Annotated in this window: 17 protein-coding genes and 2 pseudogenes; 6 read left to right on the forward strand and 13 right to left on the reverse strand. The window is 72.5% G+C overall.

The genetic code is table 11. The features are described from left to right. Positions 1-5: 5 nt before the first annotated feature. Complete coding sequence (gene dacB / locus ACEZDG_RS15505; RefSeq protein ID WP_380508825.1) at positions 6-1547, reverse strand: D-alanyl-D-alanine carboxypeptidase/D-alanyl-D-alanine endopeptidase; 1542 nt, start codon at positions 1545-1547, stop codon at positions 6-8. Positions 1548-1624: 77 nt separating this feature from the next. Here dacB and ACEZDG_RS15510 point away from each other — a divergent pair, with 77 nt between their 5' ends. After that, positions 1625-2119 carry an inorganic diphosphatase gene (locus tag ACEZDG_RS15510; RefSeq protein WP_380508828.1) on the forward strand — a complete coding sequence of 165 codons (495 nt, stop codon included), beginning with the start codon at positions 1625-1627 and terminating at the stop codon, positions 2117-2119. Positions 2120-2448: 329 nt separating this feature from the next. On the opposite strand, the gene ACEZDG_RS15515 is transcribed toward ACEZDG_RS15510, so the two are convergent. From ACEZDG_RS15515 to ACEZDG_RS15525, 3 genes and pseudogenes are all read right to left on the reverse strand, one after another. After that, positions 2449-2778, reverse strand: a complete 330-nt coding sequence (locus tag ACEZDG_RS15515) for a transcriptional regulator (RefSeq protein ID WP_380508830.1) — start codon at positions 2776-2778, stop codon at positions 2449-2451. Then, positions 2775-3224, reverse strand: a complete 450-nt coding sequence (locus ACEZDG_RS15520; protein ID WP_380508833.1) for a hypothetical protein — start codon at positions 3222-3224, stop codon at positions 2775-2777. Before ACEZDG_RS15520 ends, ACEZDG_RS15515 begins: the two co-directional genes overlap by 4 nt. 49 nt (positions 3225-3273) lie before the next feature. After that, positions 3274-3390, reverse strand: a pseudogene (locus tag ACEZDG_RS15525) (carboxymuconolactone decarboxylase family protein); the annotation flags it as partial. Here ACEZDG_RS15525 and ACEZDG_RS15530 point away from each other — a divergent pair. Continuing rightward, positions 3391-3855, forward strand: a pseudogene (locus ACEZDG_RS15530) (MmyB family transcriptional regulator); the annotation flags it as partial. Positions 3856-4065: 210 nt separating this feature from the next. Here the strand turns inward: ACEZDG_RS15530 and ACEZDG_RS15535 are convergent. The 3 genes from ACEZDG_RS15535 to ACEZDG_RS15545 all read right to left on the reverse strand — a co-directional run bounded on the left by ACEZDG_RS15535 (position 4066) and on the right by ACEZDG_RS15545 (position 8332). Beyond that, a complete protein-coding gene (locus ACEZDG_RS15535; RefSeq protein ID WP_380508835.1) occupies positions 4066-5358 on the reverse strand; it encodes a C40 family peptidase in 1293 nt (430 codons plus the stop codon). A gap of 100 nt (positions 5359-5458) precedes the next feature. Then, a complete protein-coding gene (locus ACEZDG_RS15540; protein WP_380508838.1) occupies positions 5459-6553 on the reverse strand; it encodes a hypothetical protein in 1095 nt (364 codons plus the stop codon). A 51-nt stretch (positions 6554-6604) separates the two neighbouring features. After that, positions 6605-8332, reverse strand: a complete 1728-nt coding sequence (locus ACEZDG_RS15545; RefSeq protein WP_380508841.1) for a threonine/serine exporter family protein — start codon at positions 8330-8332, stop codon at positions 6605-6607. Positions 8333-8403: 71 nt separating this feature from the next. Here ACEZDG_RS15545 and ACEZDG_RS15550 point away from each other — a divergent pair, with 71 nt between their 5' ends. Both ACEZDG_RS15550 and ACEZDG_RS15555 read left to right on the forward strand, forming a co-directional pair. Beyond that, complete coding sequence (locus ACEZDG_RS15550; protein WP_380508844.1) at positions 8404-9390, forward strand: cation diffusion facilitator family transporter; 987 nt, start codon at positions 8404-8406, stop codon at positions 9388-9390. A gap of 169 nt (positions 9391-9559) precedes the next feature. Next, positions 9560-9868, forward strand: coding sequence for a hypothetical protein (locus ACEZDG_RS15555; RefSeq protein WP_380508847.1), 309 nt, complete (start codon positions 9560-9562; stop codon positions 9866-9868). A gap of 196 nt (positions 9869-10064) precedes the next feature. On the opposite strand, the gene ACEZDG_RS15560 is transcribed toward ACEZDG_RS15555, so the two are convergent. The 3 genes from ACEZDG_RS15560 to ACEZDG_RS15570 all read right to left on the reverse strand — a co-directional run bounded on the left by ACEZDG_RS15560 (position 10065) and on the right by ACEZDG_RS15570 (position 11966). After that, positions 10065-10274 (reverse strand): hypothetical protein, encoded by a 210-nt coding sequence (locus tag ACEZDG_RS15560; protein WP_380508850.1) that lies wholly within the window; start codon positions 10272-10274, stop codon positions 10065-10067. Positions 10275-10474: 200 nt separating this feature from the next. Beyond that, on the reverse strand, positions 10475-11464 hold the full coding sequence (locus ACEZDG_RS15565) for a hypothetical protein (RefSeq protein WP_380508852.1): 990 nt from the start codon (positions 11462-11464) through the stop codon (positions 10475-10477). Between the two features lie 127 nt (positions 11465-11591). Then, positions 11592-11966: a Zn-ribbon domain-containing OB-fold protein gene (locus ACEZDG_RS15570; protein WP_380508854.1), complete on the reverse strand. Its 375-nt coding sequence runs from the start codon at positions 11964-11966 to the stop codon at positions 11592-11594. 211 nt (positions 11967-12177) lie between these two features. Between ACEZDG_RS15570 and ACEZDG_RS15575 the strand changes: the two genes are divergently transcribed. Continuing rightward, complete coding sequence (locus tag ACEZDG_RS15575; RefSeq protein WP_380508857.1) at positions 12178-12780, forward strand: TetR/AcrR family transcriptional regulator; 603 nt, start codon at positions 12178-12180, stop codon at positions 12778-12780. Positions 12781-12793: 13 nt separating this feature from the next. Here the strand turns inward: ACEZDG_RS15575 and trxA are convergent, their stop codons facing one another. Next, positions 12794-13180, reverse strand: a complete 387-nt coding sequence (gene trxA, locus ACEZDG_RS15580; RefSeq protein ID WP_380508860.1) for a thioredoxin — start codon at positions 13178-13180, stop codon at positions 12794-12796. A 67-nt stretch (positions 13181-13247) separates the two neighbouring features. Beyond that, positions 13248-16196: an ATP-binding protein gene (locus ACEZDG_RS15585; protein WP_380508862.1), complete on the reverse strand. Its 2949-nt coding sequence runs from the start codon at positions 16194-16196 to the stop codon at positions 13248-13250. 183 nt (positions 16197-16379) lie between these two features. Between ACEZDG_RS15585 and ACEZDG_RS15590 the strand changes: the two genes are divergently transcribed. Beyond that, complete coding sequence (locus ACEZDG_RS15590) at positions 16380-17405, forward strand: terpene synthase family protein (RefSeq protein ID WP_380508865.1); 1026 nt, start codon at positions 16380-16382, stop codon at positions 17403-17405. A 176-nt stretch (positions 17406-17581) separates the two neighbouring features. On the opposite strand, the gene ACEZDG_RS15595 is transcribed toward ACEZDG_RS15590, so the two are convergent. After that, on the reverse strand, positions 17582-18598 hold the full coding sequence (locus tag ACEZDG_RS15595) for a helix-turn-helix transcriptional regulator (protein WP_380508867.1): 1017 nt from the start codon (positions 18596-18598) through the stop codon (positions 17582-17584). Positions 18599-18623 lie beyond the last annotated feature (25 nt).

Raw genomic sequence — 18623 nt, forward strand, 5'->3', positions numbered from 1 at the left:
ACCCGTCAGTGGCAGCCGCATACGGCGACGCGCCCGGCAAGGCGGTCCAGCGCGTCCCTGGCGGACGCGGCGGGGCCGCTTCCGTTCGACATGAAGGCGAAGGCCAGCAGTCGTCCGTCGTGGTCAAGGACCAGCCCGGCCAGGGTGTTGACGGTCTGCAGGGTGCCGGTCTTGGCCCGGACCAGGCCGAGCCCCGGGCTGCTGTCGCTGCCGCTGTAGCGGGTGTCCAGGGTGCCGGTGAAGCCCGCCACCGGCAGCCCGCTGACGATCGCGCGCAGCTCCGGGTGCGCCGGGGACGCGGCCAGCACCAGCAGCCGGGTGAGCACCGCGGCCGGGATCACGTCCTGGCTGGACAGGCCGCTGGCGTCGCTGAGCCTGGTCCCGCCGAGCGGCACGCCCAGCCCGGTCAGCTGCTGCTTCACCGCCGCCGCTCCCCCGGCGAAGGTCGCCGGACGGTGCGCGGCCAGGGCCACCTGGTGGCCCAGGGTCTCGGCGATGTCGTTGTCGCTGTCGGTGAGCATCCGCTCGACGATCTCATTGAGCGGCTGCGAGTCGACCCGGGCCAGCGGGGCGGCGGCCTGCGGGGCGGCGGCCTGCCCTGAGGCTTGGCCTGCGGTCGTCCTGGTCGGCTGCCCGTGGACGGTGATGCCGCGCTTGCGCAGCATCACCGCGAAGTCGGACGCGGCGGTCGCCGCCGGGTCGGCGTAGCGGGGGGCGTTCTCGATGCTGTGCGGATCGCGCCTGCCCTCGTCCACGGTCAGGGCCTGGACCAGGGCGATGTTGTCGTTGATCCCGATCGGGTGCACGGCCGGGCCGGAGAACAGCGAGATGTCGTACCCCAGGCTGACCTTGACGGTGCCGGCCGCCTTCAGCGCCGCCGCGGTGCGGTCGGCCAGGGTGGCCAGGCTGGCCTGCGGATCCGTGCCGTGGGTGGGGGCGGCGGTGAGGGTCGGGTCCCCCCCGCCGACCAGGGTGATCCGGCCGGGCCCGGCGCTGACCACGGTGGTGCTGAAGCGGTGCTCAGGGCCGAGCAGCGAGAGCGCGGCGGCCGAGGTGGCGATCTTGTTGGTGGACGCGGGCAGCAGCGGAATGCTCGCACCGGAGGCGTACAGGGTGCGGCCGGTGGCGACGTCCACGATCGACGCGGTGACCTTGCCGAGCGCGGAGGCGGACAGCGCCGGGGCGAGGGCGGTGGCGAGGCCCTTGGCGCTGGGCAGCGGGGCCGGGGGCGCGGTCGGTGTGGTCGATCCGGTCGATCCGGTCGATCCGGTCGGCGAGGTGACCGGGCTCACATCGGCCGGTTGCAGCACGTCCTGGGCCGGGTACCAGCGCGGCGCCGGAACCGGCCAGGGCCGCACCGCCACAACGCCGTTGAGCTGCGCATTCTCCCTGCCGCGCTCGGCCGCCCGCTGTCCGCCGTGCCAGGGTCCGGAGGCCGCGACCGCACCCGCCGCGAGCGCCAGGCCCACCCCGCCCGCCGTGACCGCGACCCCGCGCACCGGCGCCAGCGCGTATGCGCGCGCCGCACGCCCCCACCATGAACCCATCCGGACCTGCCCCTTTCCCGAGCACCCCATGCCGTAGGAGACACTATTGGCTGCAAACGTCTCGCATTGGAGGAGCCTTGGAGTTCGACGTCACGATCGAGATCCCGAAGGGTTCACGGAACAAGTACGAGGTCGACCACGAAACCGGTCGTATCTTCCTTGACCGGATGCTCTTCACCTCGACCCGCTACCCGGCCGACTACGGCTTCGTCGAGGGCACACTCGGTGAGGACGGCGACCCGCTGGACGCGCTGGTGATCCTCGAGGAGCCGACCTTCCCCGGCTGCCTCATCAAGTGCCGTGCGATCGGCATGTTCAAGATGACCGACGAGGCGGGCGGCGACGACAAGCTGCTCTGCGTCCCGGCCTCGGACCCGCGCTGGGAGCACCTGCGCGACGTCCACCACGTCTCGGAGTTCGACCGCCTCGAGATCCAGCACTTCTTCGAGGTCTACAAGGACCTGGAGCCCGGCAAGTCGGTCGAGGGCGCCCACTGGGTCGGCCGCGTCGAGGCCGAGGAGGAGATCGTGAACTCGATCAAGCGCCTCGCCGACTCGGGCCACGCCCACTGACGCGCTCCGCGCCGGTTCCTGCCGCACCACGCGAACGCCACCCCCGCCGGGCGGGGGTGGCGTTCTTGTAGGCCCTCATCTCCCGTCCTTTGCTGGCGGACTGACCTGGCTGTTTGGCATCGTCTCAGCGCATGGCCCACGAGGTTCCGTCTCATTTAGTTGTCCCGGGCCGGGGCCGGCGGCTTGACCTTCGACTCGATCGGATTCAGCGCAGGCCCCTGTCAGTGCCTAAGGCACGGCAGCATTGATCGTTGACCATCACCCGGCCCCGGGTCGCACCGACCTCGGTCACGATGTGCGGCCGCCGCGGGGCCCTTCTCCGGGCCGTCTCAGTCGCCCTCCTCGGCGTGGGCGCGGCCCTGGGCGGTGAGGTCGGCGAGGGCGGCGAGGTGGCACTCGAAGGCGCGGCGGCCCTTGGCGGTCAGGGCGAGCCAGGTGCGCGGGCGGCGGCCGACGTGGCCCTTGCGGATGCGCACGTAGCCGATCTCCTCCAGGACGACCGCGGTCTTGGACAGGGTGGGAGCGGCGATCTGGCAGGTGTCGCAGACGGTGGCGAAGTCCGCTTCGCCGCAGCCGGCCAGGAAGGCGGCCAGTTTCAGCTTCGGCAGCGTGCCGAACGCCTCGTCGGCGAGCGGGAGGCGATCGGCGTGGCCCGTCACGGCCGGGTCCATCCGGTGAGCCGGTACCAGGTCTCCACGCCCATGATCACGCCGAGCGAGATGCTGCCCCAGCCGACGCTGCCGCGCAGGTAGAACGCCCCGCCGACGAGGACCGCGGCCAGCATGAACCAGCGGGTCCTGCGGCTTCGGGCCCGGGTCTCGTAGGTGTCCGACAGCGGGACCAGCCCACCGCGGCGCCAACGGCGCAGCATCTCGGCGTACATGCCGAAGTGGGCCACCAGGAGGACCACTCCGGTGATGCCGAGCGCCGCGCTGGCGGTCGGATTCCCGTCGAGCAGGGTGGACAGGCCGACCGCGGTCATGGCCAGCCCGAAGCTGCCGCCCATGAAGACGGGGAACCAGCCGGGGACGCGCGGTGGAGTTGCGGCGCGGCGGGTGGCGACGGCGATCCGCAGGGCCTCTTCGGGGCTCAGTTCAGCGCTCATGCTTGAAGATTAGCATCTACTTTCCAAAAGGAAAGTATTTTCTCCCGACTCAGTCGGCGTGGTGGCTGGGGAGGACGCAGACGGCGTCCAGGCCGAGCACGTGGTTGAGGCGGCCGAAGGCGAGCCAGGAGCCGAGGCACATGGTCAACTCGACCACCTCGGCCTGATCGAGAGCTGGCCCCTGCGGCAGCGCAACCTGGCACGCTTCCTGTTCCTGCACCCCGCAGCCCGCGACCTGTTCCCCCAGTGGGACCAGCAGATCCGCGGCTGCGTCGCCCGGCTACGCGCCCTGGCCGGCACCGACCCCGACACCCCGGACCTGGCCCAGCTCGTCGGTGAACTCCTCCTCAAAAGCCCCGACTTCGCCAAGCTCTGGGACCGCTACGACGTCCGCGGCCACCACCCCGGCACCAAACACTTCCACCACCCCCAGGTCGGCGGCCTCACCGTCGGCTACCAGTCCATGGACCTCGAAGGCACCCCCGGACAACGCATGGTCGCGTACTACGCCACCCCGGGCACCGCCGACCACGACGCCATGCTTCTCCTCGACCTGCTCGCTTTCCAGGACGCCACAAGCCCCGCACACTCGAAAGCGAGCACCAACGTGCGCGACGACCCGGCCACATAGGGACAGCTCCCCGAACCTGACCAGCAGAGACATCCCCACGACCGCACCGGAGAACACCACCGCATAGATCAAAACCGGGATCAGCACCACTACGAGAGACCACCCAAACAGGGGTTCGTCTCCTTGCCCTGTCCCTTGGGCCAGACGAAGGCCACCGTCAGTGAGAAAGGGCCATCAGAAATGCGAACCTACAGTTCTGCACGCACGGGGTCAGGGGCGGCCGTAGTAGTCGGGAGTGCCCATGATCCAGAGGCTGGCCACCTTGACCACGTCGCCGGTGCGCGGGGCCTCGATCATCTGGTCGTCGCCGAGGTAGAGGGCCACGTGGTAGATGCCCTGCGGGGTGCCGTCGTGGGTCCAGAAGACCAGGTCGCCGGGCCGGAGCTGACGGTACGACAGCGGCGCGGACCGGGCGTACTGGTCGGCCGCGAAGTGCGGCAACTCGACCCCGGCCCGCTCCCAGGCGCGCATGGTGAGGCCGGAGCAGTCGTAGACGTCGGGCCCCGCACCGCCCCAGACGTAGGGGAGCCCGAGCTGGGCCCGGGCGAAGGAGACCGCCGCAGCCGCGTCGCCGGGCCGGGCCTGGGCCGCCGTCGCCGCGCTCGCCGCGGCTGCGGCGTCGGCGGACTGGCGGGCGGCCTCGGCAGCCGCGGCGTCGGCGGCGGCCTTCGCGGCAGCGGCTGCCGCTGCCTTGGCCGCGGCAGCGGCGAGGGCCTGCTGCCGCTGCTCGGCCAGGGCCACCGAGATCTGCTGGGCCGCGGCGAGCCGGGCCAGCAGCACCCCGCGCTGGGCGTCGATCCTGGTGACCTCCTCGCGCTGCGCGGCCAGCCGGGCCTGGACCCGGTCGGCGGCCTGCTGGACCGCGGCGGTCGCGTCGCGGGCGGCCGAGGCGGCCCGGGCGGCACCGGCCGAGGCGTTCGCGGCGGCGGTCGCGGTGCTGGTCGCCTGGTCCACCACGTTCCGGTCCTGGTCCTCGACCGCGTGCAGGGCCTGCTCCTGGATCCCGGCGGCATGCAGGTCCTGGACCCGCATCAGCCCCTGCACCACCGCGAGCGAGGCGGACGGGCCGAGCCGGTACTGGGCCACGGCCAGCGCTGCGGCGGCCTGACGGGCCGTCTCCCGCCGGGCGGCGGCGGTCGCCGCGACGGCGGCCGAACGCGCCGACTCCGCCTCGGCCTGCTGCTGCCGCACCCTGGCGCCGTTGTACGCCTCCACCGCCTGCTCGGCCTGGATGTCGAGCTCCCGGGCGGCCTGCTGGGCCGCGGCCAGCTGCGCCTGCACCGCGGTGACCTCGTCGGCCCGCTGCGCGGCGGTGTCCTGGGCCGCGGCGACCTCGGCGGCGGAGGGCCCGCCGACCGCCGCGGAGCCCGCGGGGTCGGCCGGCGCGGCGGCCGGTGACGGGTCGTCGGCCAGGGCGGTGCCGGCCGTCGGGAGGACGGCGGCGAGCAGGGCGAGCACCGCGGCGAGGAGCAGCGGTGTGCGGCGGCGCGGTGTGCTCGGCACTCGGCTGGCCTCCCGTTCCAAGGATCCGGACACCCCAGTGTCAGCACGGCGGCGGCCACCGCGCCGGACGGGAAGGCCGAGTGGGTGACGGGTCGTCAGCTCAACCCGCGCGGCGGCGGCCCGGACGGGGGCGGCCCGCGGCCGTGGTCCGGCGGCGGGCGGCGGCAGCCGCACGGCGGCGCGACCGCTGGGCGGCGAACGGGCCCGACGCCGAAGCCGCCGCCGACGCCGGAGCCGTCGAGGCCGCCGCCGGGGGCTTGGGCGGGTTGCGGTGCGGACCGAGGTCCACGGCCGCGGCGCGACGGGCGGCCAGCCGGTTCAGCCGGGCCAGCCGGCGCACCCGCTGCTCCTCCACCGGGAGGTAGGGACGCCGTTCCAGCCGGGCCGCCATCCGCTCGGCGACCCGTTCCGCCATCCGCTCGGCCAGCAGATGGGCCCGGGTCGGACGGGCCCCGGGCGGGGTCGGCTTGCCCGCGATCAGGTCGAACAGCCACTGCCGGGAGTTGTCGGCGCGCCGGTGCCAGCGCCCCTCGCGGCGGCGGGAGCGGGCGTACTTGCGCGGACGTCCGCTGTAGCGCCAGCGGGCCCAGGGGCTGTTCGGGCGGGCCAGCCGGACCGCGCCGATCCAGGAGACACCGGGCACCATGATGCCGAGCATCCCGCTCCAGAACTTCCCCTTGAGCAGGGTGACCACGGTCAGCACCGCGTTGCCGCAGATGATCCCGATCAGCCCCCAGCGGACGCTGCTGTCCGGGGTGACGCCCAGCGGGAGGTAGCCGACCAGCAGCAGCCCGGTGAAGAGGATGCCAATGATCACCGCGTCCACGGACTTGCGGCCCTGCTCGCTCCAGTAGACGTCCTCCAGGTGCAGCAGCAGCGCGAACTCGTCCAGCACCAGCCCGCAGCCGATGCCGAAGAGCAGTCCGAAGACGTCCAGCCAGGGGTGCGTCCCGGCGGTGGCGAAGGCGCCGATGCCGCCCAGCAGCAGGAAGAACAGCCCGAAGACCACATGGTGGATGTGCAGGCCGCCGGGGGTGACGTTGCCGGGCCACCAGCGCGCCTTGCGCCGGATCATGCGGACGCTGAAGCGGATGAACAGGAACGAGCTGATGAAGCCCACCAGGACCAGGAACAGCGGCTGCTTGCCGGGGTCCTGGATGTGGTGCTGGTAGCCGTTCCAGAAGTGCGTCCACATGCCGTTGGTTCAGTCCTCCGCGAATCGTGAATGGTGAATGGTGTCGGTGCGTCAGAAGCCGCGGGTGCGCTTGGCGGCGCGGCGGACGATCTCGGGCCCGTCGCCCTGCGGGACCTGGAGGAACAGCCGGGCCACCTCGCCGCCCAGGTTCACCCCGACGGCCAGCGCCAGCGCGATGGCGGCGGCCCGGCTGATCGAGACCAGGCCGGCCAGCGGCTCCCCCCGGGCCAGCGAGAGCAGCCCCAGGTAGATCACCGAACCGGGCATCAGCGGACCGAGCGCGGCGGTGACGTACGGCAGCGAGGAGGCGTAACGGTAGCGCGAGGCCAGTTCCCCGAAAAGTCCGACCATCCCGGCCGCGATCCCGGTGGCGATGATCGGCGAGATCCCGGCCTGGGCGGTGAGCACCCCGTACACGGTCCAGCCGATGCCGCCGAAGACGGTGACCACCGGCAGCACCCGGCGGTTGCTCTGCAGCAGCACGGCGAAGAACAGGGTCAGCGCCATCGCGGCCGGGAGCTGCAGGGCCGGGTGGGGAGCGGTGGCGAAGGTCTGCTCGGGGTGCAGCGAGGCACTGACCTTGACGCCCAGGTAGAGCACCAGCAGCACGCCGAGGACGATGCCGACGACCAGGTAGAGGACTTCGAGCAGCCGGGCGGCGGCGGTGATGTAGAAGCCGGTGAGGCCGTCGGCGACGGCGGCGACCAGGGCGCGTCCTGGCAGCAGCGCGTACAGCCCACCGGTGATCACCACCGAGCCGCGGAGGTTGTAGTCGCCCAGGGTCAGCACCACGCCCATCGCGGCGGCCGGCATCGCGGCGACCACGAACTGGTAGAACTCCGGCAGCCCCCGGGTGGACACCGCCCAGGCCAGCCGGTCGCCGATGACCGAGGCGACGAAGGCCGCGGCGAACACCAGCAGGGCCTGCGCGTCCGCCTTGCCGCCGACCAGCACCGTCGCCGAGCCCGCCAGCAGCCCGGTGGCCAGCGACAGTACCCAGCCGGGGTACGGGTGCCGGTTGCGGCGGATCTCGGCCAGCCGGCGGTAGGCGTCCTCGACCGTGGCGTGCTCGCCGGTGATGTCGGCGACCAGCCGGTACACCGAGGCGAGCCGGGTGTAGTCGGAGCCCCGGCGGCGGACCACCCGGGAGGCGGTGACCGGGGGGTCGACCAGCGAGGGCTGGTAGGAGATCGAGATCAGCGTGAAGGTGACCTGGGGCTCGCAGCGGTCCAGGTGGTAGGCGTGGCTGACGCCGAGCATGGCGGCCTCGACGTCCTCCGCGCTCTCCCCACTGGCGAGCAGCAGCTCGCCGATACGGAGCGTCAGGTCCAGCACCCGGGGGACGTTGGGGCCCACCTCGGAGGGCTCGGCGGTCCGGCTGCGTTCGAACGCGGGGCGTTCGGACATCGGGGTGCGCAGCAGGGTGCGCATCCGGTCCGGCCAGGGGGCGGCGCCGGGGGCGCCGACCCGCAGCGCGGTGACCTGGGTGCCGGTCACCGGGGTGTGGCCGAAGGCGGCCCAGTCGTCGGGATCGGGCTCCGGGCCGGGCTGCGGCGCGGTCCCGGACGGCTCGGACGCTGCCGGCGCGGGCTCGGTCGGCTCGGTTTCGGCCGGGGGCTGTTCCAGGGAGGCCGGGGTGGTGCCGACGGGTTCCGCATGGCCGAGGAGTCCCGGGGTAACCGACCCCCGTGCCTCGCTGTCCTCCGGCACCCGCTGCTCCTCGTCCACCCTGTCTGCACTCTCCGCGCCAGCCGCACTCGCCGCACTGGTCACCACCATGCCTGATCGCCACAGCCAACGCACACCAGAAATGCCTCTTATCTCTCTAATAAGGGACATACTGCATGACCATGGAAACTCAGCAGCCCGTCCCCTTCCCCCCGCCCGACGGGGGCACCGGGAACACCGGAAACGCCGAGAGCACCGCGACCGTCCTGGTGGCCGGCGCGGCCAACCTCGGCATCGCGGTGGCCAAGGCCGTCGGCGGGCTGATCAGCGGTTCCGGCGCGATGATGTCGGAGGCCGCGCACTCGCTCGCGGACACCGTGACCGAGGTGCTGCTGCTGACCGCCCTGAAGCGCAGCGAGAAGCCGGCCGACGCCGGCCACCCGCTGGGCTACGGACGGGAGCGCTACATCTGGGCGATGTTCGCCTCGGTGGCGACCTTCGTCGGCGGCGCGGTGTTCTCGGTCACCAATGGGATCCACACGCTGACCCATGGCGAGGATCCCGGCAACCCGCTGGTGTCCTACCTGGTGCTGGCACTGGCCTTCCTGCTGGAGGGCAGTTCGCTGCTGAAGGGGCTGAAGCAGGCGCGCGGGCAGGCCGACCGGCACGACGTCGCCACCACGACCTATCTGCAGCACACGCCCGACACCACCGTGAAGGCCGTGGTGCTGGAGGACTCGGCGGCGCTGATCGGCCTGGTGCTGGCGGCCGGGGGCCTGCTGGGCGGTCAGCTGACCGGCTCCGGCGTCTGGGACGGCATCTCCTCGCTGTGCATCGGCGCGCTGCTGGCCTGGGTGGCCCTGGTCCTAGGACGGGCCAACGCGACCATGCTGATCGGCCGTTCGATCCCGGCCTCGATGGAGCGGGAGGTGGAGCGGATCCTGCTCGACCTGCCGGACGTGGACGCGGTGCTGGACCTGGTCACCATCATGGAAGGGCCCGATGACGTCCTGGTCGCTGCGAAAGTCGACTTTCGCAGCGCGGCGACCGCCGAAGAGGTCGAGTGGGCCTGCGAGGACGCGGAGAAGCACCTCCGCGAGCGCTTTCCCGCAGTTGGGAAGGTGTTCCTCGACCCGACGCCGGGCCCGGGACGGCGTCGCGGGGACTGACCCCACGAATGCCTGCCCGATCGGTTACTGACCCCATATGGGGGATATTTGCCGACCTGGATGGAACTTTATCGACTTGTTGGTGAATGCTGGGCACGCGACGTCGGGACCGACGGTCGGGGTCGGCCGGCCCTCCGTCACCACTCACATTTCATCTCAGGGAGATCGCGTGTCCCGTTTGCGCACCTTCGCGGCATTCACCGCGCTGGCAGCCTTTATGTGTCTGGGGATCGGAACGGCGACGGCGGCGAGCAACAGCGCCGGCGCCTCCGGCTCGTCCAACGCCGGCATCGTCAGCAACGAGGGGTCGGGCGGTGTCACCGGCGCCGTCAAGGGCAACGCCGACGCCGGACAGCAGACCGCCACCGGCGGCGGTGCGTCCAATGCGGACAACAGCGCCGGGGTCTCCGACAGCTCGGGCTCGGTGACGGCGGGTCAGGGCAACAGCAACCGGTCGGCGGTGGACCTCTACTACTAGCCACCGGAGCGGGAGAACAGCACCCCCGGTCCTCGCACCACCCCGCTCCACCAGCGCCGGAGCGGGTGGGTACGCGGACCGGAGAGGGTCGTCGGAGGCCGGCAGCAGATGGGGCTGCCGGCCTCCACCCGTGCCCGGACCCTCAGCCCGGGCCCCCGGACCCTCAGCGCGCAGCGCGCGGACTACGGAGCGCGGACTAGCCGCGCGGGCGGATCACCACGAAGGCGTCAAGGTCCGGGTCGTAGTGGTCGTGGTGGGTGACCCCGGTGGTCCGGGTCTCCTCCCAGGCGCGGTCGCCCGCCCTCCGGGACGGACCGTCACCCGAGTACGTCGCCACCACCGTGCCGCCGTCCGGCGGGCAGAGACGACAGGTGGCGAGTGACGTGGTTTCCAGTGCAGTCGACATGGCGTGCTCCGTTCCTGTGCCGTACGGGACGGCAGCGCGTCCTCTCCTGGTTCCCTGCCCGTTATACGAACAGACATCCCAGCAGGGATCGACGCTGTGTCCCACACCTGGTAGGCACAGTACCCACTACCACGGACATCACGGCAGTCCCGCAGGCCACAGGTTTTTGACCGGGGGTCAGCCCAGGGGTCGGCCCAGGGTCAGCCGCGGCGCGGCACGGGCAGGCGGCGCGCCCGGGCGCGCAGGGCGACGGCCGGGCGGCTCGGGCCCAGCAGCCAGCCGCCGAGGGCGACCAGCGCGGCGAGGCCGAACACGGTCCACAGCGTGGTCCGGATGAAGTGGACCACGGTGTCGAACACCGCCGCCGCGGCCGGAACCGACACCGTGTCAGGAAGGCCGCCCAGGAAGAGGTGCCTGCCGACCACCAGGCCCAGCGCCAGCAGCGCCATCCCGGCGCAGAGCCCCAGCGCGGCGGCCACCAGGCAGCGCCTGCGCCGCGCGGCCAGCAGCACGCCAAGCGCGAGCAGCACCAGCACGGTCACCGGCAGCCAGACGCCCAGGGTCCGCAGCAGGCTGAAGGCCTTCTGCGCCTTGGGCACGGCCGAGGAGCTGAGCAGGACGTACTGGGTGTGCAGCTCCGGCACTTTGGCCGCGAGCGAGAAGCCGTCGTCCACCAGGGCCTGCTTGACCCGGTCCACCAGCGGGCCGAGATCGAGCACCACCTCGTCCCCCTGGGTCTGCACCGCGCCCTCGTTCTTCCCGGTGAGGAAGGTGTCCACGGCGGTGTGGGCGGCCCGGTTGGCCGTGGTCCAGACGGTGGCGAAGGCATCGCTGCCGACCACCCGGTCCGCCTGCTTGCGGACGAAGCCCTGGACTCCGTCGGCGATCGGCGCGCTCAGCGCGCCCACCAGGCTGCCGAGCCTGGGCGGCAGTTCCGCGGCGGCGTCGTTGATCTGCGCGGTCAGGTCCAGCCGCTGGGTCAGCGCGGTGGTGATCCGGGCGGCCACCGCGTCCTGGACGGCCGGGTCGGCGGCGAGCGGGGCCATGGTGGCCACATAGCGGTCGGTGTCGCCGACCTCGTCACTGACCCAGACCGCGACCACGCAGAACGGAGCGAGCACACAGCCGACCACGACCAGCAGCGCGGCCAGCGCCGAACGGAGCCGGTGCCGGGGCGGCGCCGGAGTCACGGGTACCTCCGCTGCCGCGCCCACGGGCTGCCCCTCCGCCGAAGTCTGACTTTCCCTCAGCAAAGGGGACCGGTCCGCCGGCCGCCACCGGGACTGCTGCGTACGGGGGTACCGCGCGGCGGTCGGCTCAGGCGGCGACCGGGCGGAACAGCGGACGCAGCGCGCCGTCCTGGTCGGCGACCTCCAGCCGCACCGTCGCGCCGGGCCAGAGCCGGTGCGCCGGGACGGCGGCGAGCTGGGCGCTCATCCGGAAGCCCTCGTCCAGTTCCACCACCGCGGTGCGCTCCACCTGGCCGGCCGCCGCGGTCGCCGTGAAGTGGTGGATCCGGCCCTGGCCGGAGCTGCGTTCCCAGCTGAAGTCGGTGCCGCCGCAGGTGCCGCAGAGCAGGCTCAGCTGGGCGGAGCGGGTGGCGCACCAGCGGCAGCGCTGGTAGCGCAGCTCACCGTGGGCCAACCCGTCCTGGAAGACGGCGGCGGGCGACAGCACAGGTTCTGACGGCATGGCGACGGCTCCGGCATAGATCTGCAACGCACACGGCAACTCGAACGATCGTTAAGTTACGGATGCCAGGGGTCACTGTCCAGCCCCGAGGAGTGATGTGACCGACGCCATTCACCGGGTCGGTACAGCCAAAAGCGGGCTAGGATCTGAACGACCGATCAGTTCTCGCCGTTTCCCCAGCCCGCTCCCCCCGCCCCCAGCAAGGACTGCCATGCGACCCTCCGGACAGGACGCGCTACTGGAGGCCGCCCGGCAGGAGTTCTCCGAGCAGGGCTTCGGCAGCGCCTCGATCCGCGCCATCGCGCAGCGGGCCGGGATGAGCCTCTCGGCGATGTACCACTACTACTCGGGCAAGCAGGAACTGCTGCACGCGATCCTGGACGAGGGCCTCGACACCTACTTCGCCGCCTGCGCGCTGGCCTTGGGCAAGGTCGGCGAGGAGCCGGCCGACCGGCTGTCCGCGGTGGTGGCCGCCACCACCCGGTTCCGGGCGGAACACCTGGCCCGGAGCAACATCCTGCTGTCCGAGGAGCGCAACCTCGACCCGGAGCGGCTGGCCCGCTACAGCCGCCGGCACGCCGAGGCCACCAATCTGTTCCGGCACGCCATCGACGCCGGCGTGGCCGACGGCCTGTTCCTGACCCCGTACCCGGACGAGGCGCGGCGGGCGGTCATCGCGATGTGCAACGCCGTCGCCCAGTGGTTCCGCCCGGACGGGCCGCTGACCCTGGACGAGCTGGTGGACCGCCATGTGGCGATCGCGCTGACCATCGTCGAGTACCGCCCGCAGCGCTCCTGGTCGGCCGGGCGCTAGCGGGCGGCCCCGCTCAGGACTCCTCGGCGGCGGCGTCCGCGGCCGAGGTCTGGCCGGTCTCCTTGCGGACCTCGTCCATGTCCAGCGCCCGGGCCTGCTTGATCAGGTCGTCCAAGGCCGGCGCCGGGAGCGCGCCGGGCTGGGAGAAGACCACGGTGCGGTCGCGGATGATCATCAGCGTGGGGATCGAACGGATCTCGAACGCCGCGGCGAGCTCCTGCTGCGCCTCGGTGTCGACCTTGGCGAAGACCAGGTCCGGGTTGCCCTCGGCGGCCTTCTCGTAGATGGGGCCGAACATCCGGCACGGGCCGCACCAGGACGCCCAGAAGTCGACGAGGACGAAGCCGTTCTGCTCGACGACCTCGTTGAAGTTGTCCTTGGTGAGCTCCAGCGTGCTCATCGGCGCTGCCCTGCTTCCTGTGCTGAAGGGGATGTCACTGTCGGCCACAACGACCGACCGTACGGGACTATTCCTCTGTTGTACCGGACACGTCAGGCAGATCCGGGGGCTCCAGGCCCAGCGCCGCCGCCAGGCCCTCAGGCCCGGCTCCCACCTTGCGGTAGGCCGAGGCGAGCAGCTTGCCGACGGCGCTCTCGCCGATCTTCATCTCCGCGGCGATCTCCCGGGTCGAGAGCCCCTGCGAGGCGAAACCGGCCGCCCGGTGCTCCTGCTGGTTGAGGACCCTGGTCGCCACCGACCGCAGCCGGTGCGGACTCGCGCCCGCCGCGACCAGCTCCACCCGTCCGCGCGCCAGCAGGCCGTCGGCGCCGCACTGGGCAGCGATCTCGACGCCCTGCCCGAGCGCCTCCAGGGCCTCCCGCGGGCGGCCGATCCGGCGCAGCGCCGTCCCCTGGTCCACCAGCGCCAGCGCGTACTCGTACGCCGTCGGGGACTGGCCCAGGTGCTCGACCGACTGCCGGAGCAGCTCGACCGCGTCCTGGGGTTCGGCGACCGCCGCGCACCAGCGCAGCGCCATGCCGATGGCGGAGTTGGTGCCGACCCGGCGGGCCCGTTCCAGGCCCTCCGCGGCCAGCGCGCGGGCCCGGTCCGGATCCTCGGCGGCGACGGCCTGGGCCAGGCTCCCGATCCAGGGCGCCCAGACCGTGTTGTGCCAGCCCCGGGCGTCCAGCTGCGCGCCGACCTCGGTGAGGTGCTCGGCCGCCTGCTCGGTCCTGCCCTGCGCCAGTAGCAGCCGCCCGTACAGGGTGGGCGCGTCCGGCAGCACCATCACCGGCGGGTACGGGGGTCCGAAGGAGTACTCCTCGGCGAGGTCCACCGCGTCCTGCACCCGGCCGCGGGCCAGCAGGGTGTCGCAGAGCACGCCGACGATGTCCCACTGCAGCGGGGTGCCGCGGCCGAGCCGGTCGGACTTGCGCAGGGTGAGCCGGAGGAAGTTCTCGGCCTCCTCCAGCCGGCCCCAGCGGAACAGCACCAGGCCCTGCAGGAAGTTGGCGAAGACCAAATGGCCCCCGCTCCAGCCGGAGACCTCGTACTCGCTCGCGGCCTCGTTGAACAGTTCGAGCGCCAGGTCCAGCCGGTCGTTGTAGACATAGCTGAGGCCGAGCAGGCCGGGGATCTCGAAGCCCCAGGTGGTGTTGGTCCAGCCGATGCCCTCGGCCAGCCGGTTGCCCTCGAAGGCGGACTCGGCGAAGGTCATCGCCTGGGCCGAGGGCTCGCCGCGCAGGGTGAGGTCCCAGGCCCGCAGCACCCGCACCGCACGGGAACCGGCGTCGTCGCCGGTGAGGCTCTCGGAGAGGTCGGCGAGGCGCTGGAACCGGTCGAAGGCGTCCGACTCCTCGCGGATGAAGGCCCGCCACATGAAGTGGGCGGCCAGCAGCCGGACCCGGCCGGGCCCCGGCGGGGTCCGGTCCACCTCGGCGCCGGTCACCTCGGCCGCCTCGACGCACTGGTTGCTGTGCGTCAGCGCCTGGCCCAGCCGCAGCGTGGCCAGCTCGCGGTGCTCCGGGTTGAGCCCGGGCACGGTGGAGAGCGCGGCCTGCAGATGGTTGATGGTGATGCTCGGCGCGGTGAGCAGGGTGGAGCAGCCCAGTTCGAACAGCACGTCCGCCCGCTCGGTCTCCGGCGGCGGCTCCTGCAGCGCGCGTTCCAGACAGCGCCTGGCCGCCTCGGGCGCGCCGACCGCCAGGTGCTCGCGGGCGGCCTGGCGCAGCTGCTGGACCACCTCGGCGTCGTCGTCCGGGTAGGTCTCCAGCAGGTGCCGGGAGGCGGCGGCCATGCCCAGCCCGCCGTCGATGATCTCCTGCGCGGCCTTGCCGTGCATCGCGGTGCGCATGCCCTGGGAGAGCATCGACTGGTAGACCGCGGTGCCGACGGTGGGGTGGACGAACTCCAGCAGGCCGGCCCGGCCGCTGGTGAGGATCCGCTCGTCCCGCAGCAGTTCCAGGGCCACCTTGGCGGCGGCCGGGGTGAGGCCGGCGACCCTGGCCGCGACCGCGGGGTCGATCTCGTTGTCCAGCACCGCCGCGGCGTAGGCGAAGCGGTAGGTGTCCGGGCCGAACTTCTCCAGCCGCTTGGCGACGGCCGGGCCCCGTCCGGCCGCGACCAGTTCCAGCAGCGCGGGGACGTTCTCGTCCACGGCCTTGAGTTGACGGTCCCTCAGTTTCCCGAACAGAGTGACCAGGTCGTACGGGACGCCGCCGGTGATCGACCAGCACTGGTGGCAGAACAGTTCGTCCGCGTCCTCGCCGAACTCCTCCCGGACCAGCGCGGCGACCGCGTCCGGACCCAGCGTCTGCAGCTTCAGCAGGCCGCCGGACGCCACGTCCGCGGCCAGCAGCGGATCGCCCTCCGGCGGCATCTCGTCCGGCCGGAAGGCCAGCGCGGCGAGCAGCGGCAGCCCCGGCACCCGGGAGGCGAAGGCGGCCAGCCAGGAGAGCGACTCCAGGTCGGCCCAGTGCAGGTCGTCGACGATCAGCACCAGCGGGTTCTGCCGTACGGCGAGCCGGGCCATCACCCAGTCCAGGGCGTCGCGGACACCCTGCGGGTCGGACTGCATGCCCGCGGACGGGGCGGTCAGGCCGAGCGCCGGGGCCGCGATGTCGTACCAGGACTCGAAGAGGTCGCGCCGCTGCGCCTCGCTCAGCTTGGCCAGGGCCGGCTGCAGCAGCTGCCGGACCACGTGGAACGGCACATTGCGCTGCTGCTCACCGCCGCGCGCGGTGAGCAGGGTGCAGGCGACGTCGCCGGCCGCGACGCTGCGGCGCAGTTCGGCCAGCATGCTGGTCTTGCCCAGGCCGGCCTCGCCGCTGTACAGCAGCAGGCTGCCGAGGTCGGTGCCTCCGCTCCGGAAGCCCTCACGAAGGGCGTCCAGCGCCTGCTCGGCCCTGGCTGTCAGCCCTTCCCGCTCGTACAGACCACGTCCCGTCACCGCGCGCTCCCACTCCGTCGTCACCACTGTCTGCAGGCTAGTCGCTCCAAAGGGGTTGCGGTGAGGCTTCCGTGAGCATGCGTCATGGGCCAACTTCCGCCGTTTCGAGTGATAGTTGAAACAACGACCGATTGCGTACTGCAGACCAATGATCAGTTCGGGTAGCGTCCACCCCACGTCGCAAGAGGAAGGTGACCGCCGATGGAGCCGATGGAACTCACTATTCCCTTCCAGCGGAACGCGAGTGCGCACAAGGCCGCAGCGGAGGTGCGCAACCTCGACTGGCTCCGGTCCCACGACATGCTCAGGGGTCCGCAGGCCACCGAGCTCTACGCCCGCTGGGGCGTCCCCGACCTGGCCGCGCGCAGCTTCCCCGAGGCCAGCAGTGAGGACCTGGTGCTCGCCACCGACCTTTTCGGCTTCTACTTCCTCTTCGACGACCAGTTCGACGGCGAGTTGGGCCTGCACCCCACCGAGGTCACCAGGATCTGCGAACCGCTGATCGGCATCGTGCACGGCGACCTGGAGGGGGCCAAGGCCTCACCCGTCGCCGCCTCCTTCGCCGACCTGTGGGAGCGCAGCACCCGGGGCATGTCCTCGCGCTGGCGGTCCAGGGCGGCCTACCACTGGGAGTGGTACTTCGCCACCCACCCCAGCGAGGCGCTGGGCCGGGCCCGCGCCGCCGAGGCCGAGCGGGCCGGCCGGGACCAGGAACTGCCGGACCGGGCCTCCTATCTGACGCTCCGTCGGGGCACCGGTGGCACCGAGACCGTGATCGACATGATCGAGCGCTTCGCCGCCGAGGTGCCGGCCGTCGCCTTCCACAGCCCGCAGCTCCGGCTGATGCGCCAACTCGCGGCCGACATACCCTCGTTCAGCAATGACGTGCGCTCCTACCGGAAGGAGGCGGCCCGGGGGGACGCCTTCAACCTGGTGGTGATCCTGCAGCACCAGCGGCAGTGCCGGGTCGAGGAGGCCAGCGCGGCGGTGCTGGCCGAGACCCAGTGGATGATCGACGAGTACGCCCGGCTCGCCGTGGAGGTCCCCGAACTCTGCGTCCGGCTGGGGCTGAGCGGCCCGCAGCGGCGCGCCGTCGAGCGCTACGCGGCCGGGCTGGCCGCCTGGGTGGGCGGCTATCTGGACTGGGAGAGCCACACCCTGCGCTACCGCCCCGAGGGCGAGCTGCCGGTGGACCAGCCGAACCACCTGGAGCAACTGCTCGACCGCCGGTGGTAGTGGTAACGGACATCCAGGCCACTTGAGGTGGATTGGCCCTGTCGGGCCAGTCCACCTCAGCGCATCCTTGAAGAAGCAACAAGGCCACTTCAAGGAGGATCCCCATGGACCGGATGCTCAGCGACCGCGATGAGCGCGCCCTGCAGCGGCGCCGCGAGCAGACCGCCCCGGGGTTGTCACTGCCCCGGCTGATCCGCGCCCTCCGGCGCGGTCGGAACCCCGTCCGCAGCCGCGGCGGCACCCGCGGCCCGGGTGACCCTGGCCCCCAGAGCCCGTAGGAAGGCGGCCAGCTCCGGGGGCCGGTGCACCTCGAACTCGCAGCCCAGGGTGGCCAGTCGGACCGCCAGCCAGTCCAGTGAGTCGGCCCGGCTGTGCAGCAGGCAGCTGTCGGCGCCGAGCGGTTCCAGCCGTTCGGCGCTGCTGCCGAGCCGGGCCGCCATCTGCTCGGCCGGGGCATGCAGGGTGACCACCGCGGTGACCGTGCTGGTCAGCCCGGCGAGTTTCTCGCCCACATAGGCGGCGGCGTCGGCAGCCGGGAGCGCACGCGGGGTGAACCGGGCGCCGGTCAGCTGCGGGCCGGTGATCCGGTCCACCCGGAAGATCCGCCAGTCGGACCGGTCCTGGTCATGGGCCACCAGGTACCAGCGGCGTCCGGCCGAGACCAGGCGGTACGGCTCGACCAGCCGCCGGCTCTCGGCCCGGTCGGCGGCGGTGTAGCCGAAGCGCAGCTTCTCGTGCCCGGCCGCGCCGGAGGCGAGCACGGTCAGCACCTCCGGGTCCACCGTCGGGCCGTTCCAGCCGGTCAGCGACTCCGTGGCCGCGCCGAGCGCGCCGACCCGGTGCCGCAGCCGGGACGGCAGCACCTGCTGCAGCTTGGCCAGCGCCCGCACCGACGCCTCCTCGATGCCGCCGACCGCGTGGCCCGCCGCGGTGCGCAGACCGACCGCGATGGCCACCGCCTCCTCGTCGTCCAGCAGCAGCGGGGGCATCGCCGTGCCCGCGACCAGGCGGTAGCCGCCGACCGCGCCCATGCTGGCCTCGACCGGATAGCCGAGCCCGCGCAGCCGGTCGATGTCCCGCCGGATCGTCCGGGGGCTGACCGCGAGCCGCTCGGCGAGCTCGCTGCCGGGCCACTCGCGCGGGGTCTGCAGCAGCGACAGCAGGGCGAGCAACCGGGCCGGGGTGTCCGTCATGGCTCCCATGATGCCGGTCAACTGG

It is taken from the genome of Streptacidiphilus alkalitolerans (assembly GCF_042511045.1).
GTDB lineage: Bacteria > Actinomycetota > Actinomycetes > Streptomycetales > Streptomycetaceae > Streptacidiphilus > Streptacidiphilus alkalitolerans.